Source organism: Streptomyces sp. NPDC006384 (genome assembly GCF_042870695.1).
Lineage (GTDB): Bacteria > Actinomycetota > Actinomycetes > Streptomycetales > Streptomycetaceae > Streptomyces.
The window spans coordinates 1-1,937 of sequence record NZ_JBIAHR010000060.1 but is presented as its reverse complement, the minus strand read 5'-3'; the positions used below and the strand labels follow the sequence as shown (position 1 = coordinate 1,937).

1 protein-coding gene and 1 pseudogene are annotated in these 1,937 nt (G+C 72.9%); both read left to right on the top strand.

The features are described 5' to 3' along the window. The first annotated feature begins 4 nt into the window (after window positions 1-4). Window positions 5-1,110: pseudogene (locus tag ACFYOJ_RS36260) on the top strand (glycosyltransferase family 4 protein). Window positions 1,111-1,309: 199 nt separating this feature from the next. Beyond that, on the top strand, window positions 1,310-1,937 hold a 628-nt coding region (locus ACFYOJ_RS36255; protein ID WP_388598640.1), incomplete at its 3' end, for a serine hydrolase domain-containing protein.

Here is a 1,937-nt window from a genome sequence, read left to right as displayed (position 1 = left end):
CCCCCTGGTGAGACCCGCTGCGGGGCCGCCGGCCGCGACCTTCCTGGACCTGCCCGCCGACAGCCCCGGCGGCAGCGTCGAAGTCTTCCTCGACCTCTACACCGGCGACAAGCCCCTCATCCCAGCCCGCGCGTTCATGCTCGCCCCCACCGGCCCCGGACCCCGGCCGGGCTCGACCTGCTGACCGTGGCCGGGAAGTGCCTGGAAGGCCCGGCCTTCGGCCGGTACGTCGCGGCCTTGCGTCAGGCGCTCAGGGTGGCGATCGACCCGTCCCAGATCGGCGTTCTGCACCTGCACCACCTCGCCTTCGGCGCCACACCCGCCCTGATGAGTGCCCTGCCGTCGCACCCGCGGATCGCACTCGTGCACGGCACCGACCTGATCTTCGCCGAGGCCCACCGCGACCAGCTCCAGGTCCTGCGCGAGACCGCCCGGGCCGCCGACGCCATCGTGGTCCCCACCGGCGCGATGGCCGACCACCTCCTCAAGCTCGCCCCGCAGACCGACCGCCACAAGATCACCCACATCCCCTGGGGCATCCCCGACCATCTCCTCACCACTCCGCCCACCCGGCCCGCCCGTACCTCGATGAGCCACCTGCGACTGCTGTACGCGGGCCGGCTGACCGCCGAGAAGGGGGCCGAGGCCCTGATCCGGAGCCTGGCGCCCGTCCAGGGCATCGAACTGTCGATCGCCGCCCCCAGGGCCCAGTTCCACGCGCTGGCCCCGCTGCTGCAACGATCCGGCGTACGAGCCCGCTACCTCGGCTGGCTGCGGCGCCCGCAGCTGTGGCGGGCGTTCACCGAGCACGACGTGCTCGTCATGCCGTCTAACACCCTGGAGGCCATGGGCCTGGTCGCGCTCGAGGCCCAAGCCTGCGGCCTGCCGGTGCTTTACCAGCCGGTCCCGGGACTGAGCGAGGCCCTGGCTGCCTCTGGTGTGGCGACCGACTTCACCCACACCGCCGCGCTCGCCCGCGGCATCGAACGCCTTCGGACCGCGCCGGGTCTGCTGGCCGCCGTGCGGCAGGCAGGCTACGCCAACGCAGCCCGCTACCCCCTCTCGGTGACAGCCCGGTCCCTGGCCGAACTCGGCCGCCAGCTCACCTGAAACCACCGCCCGCTGTGGCTGCACTGCCGCTGGAGCCTGGTCACCGTGCTCAGCCGGGCGCCCGGACGGCCACTCCCGTACCCCCGCCAGCGGGGGTACGGGAGCACAGCCGCAGCATCCACGACGCGCCACTGCACAGCCCGGCCCGCCCGCGTCACTACGCTGGCCCGGCGGGATGCCCCCGGCGAACAGAGAGACCATGACGTACCCAACCGACCGCATCGAAGCCCTGCTGGACGAAGGCGTCCGCGACAAGGTCTACCCCGGCGCCGTATGGGCCGTCGGCGACACCGACCGCGTCCACGCCTGCGGAACGACCGGCGTGCTGGACCCCGACGAGCCGCAGGCCAAGATGCAGCTCGACACCGTCTTCGACGCCGCCAGCCTCACCAAGATCCTCGCCGTGTGGGCGTCCATCGGCGCCCTATGGGAGGACAGCCTCCTCGGCCTCGACGCCCCGCTTGGCACCTTCTGGGACGAGGTCAGCGGACATCCGCTCGGAGCGGTGACCGCCCGCCAGCTGCTGACCCACACCGCGGGCGTCCCGCTGCGGGCCCAGCTGAAGAACCTCTACGGCACCGACCCGCAGACCATCCGGGCCGGCGTGCTGCACGAGGCCCTGCACCGCCCGCCCGGCCAGGCCGTCGAGTACACCGACCGCGCCGCCCTCATTCTGGGCTACCTCGCCGAATACCTCTCCGGCCAGTCCCTGAACCAGCTCGCCGCCGCCCGCACCTGGCAGCCGCTGGGCATGGACACCACCCGCTTCGGTCCACTGCCCGGCCACCTCGCGGCCCGCTGCGCGCCGACCGAACTCGACCAGGACA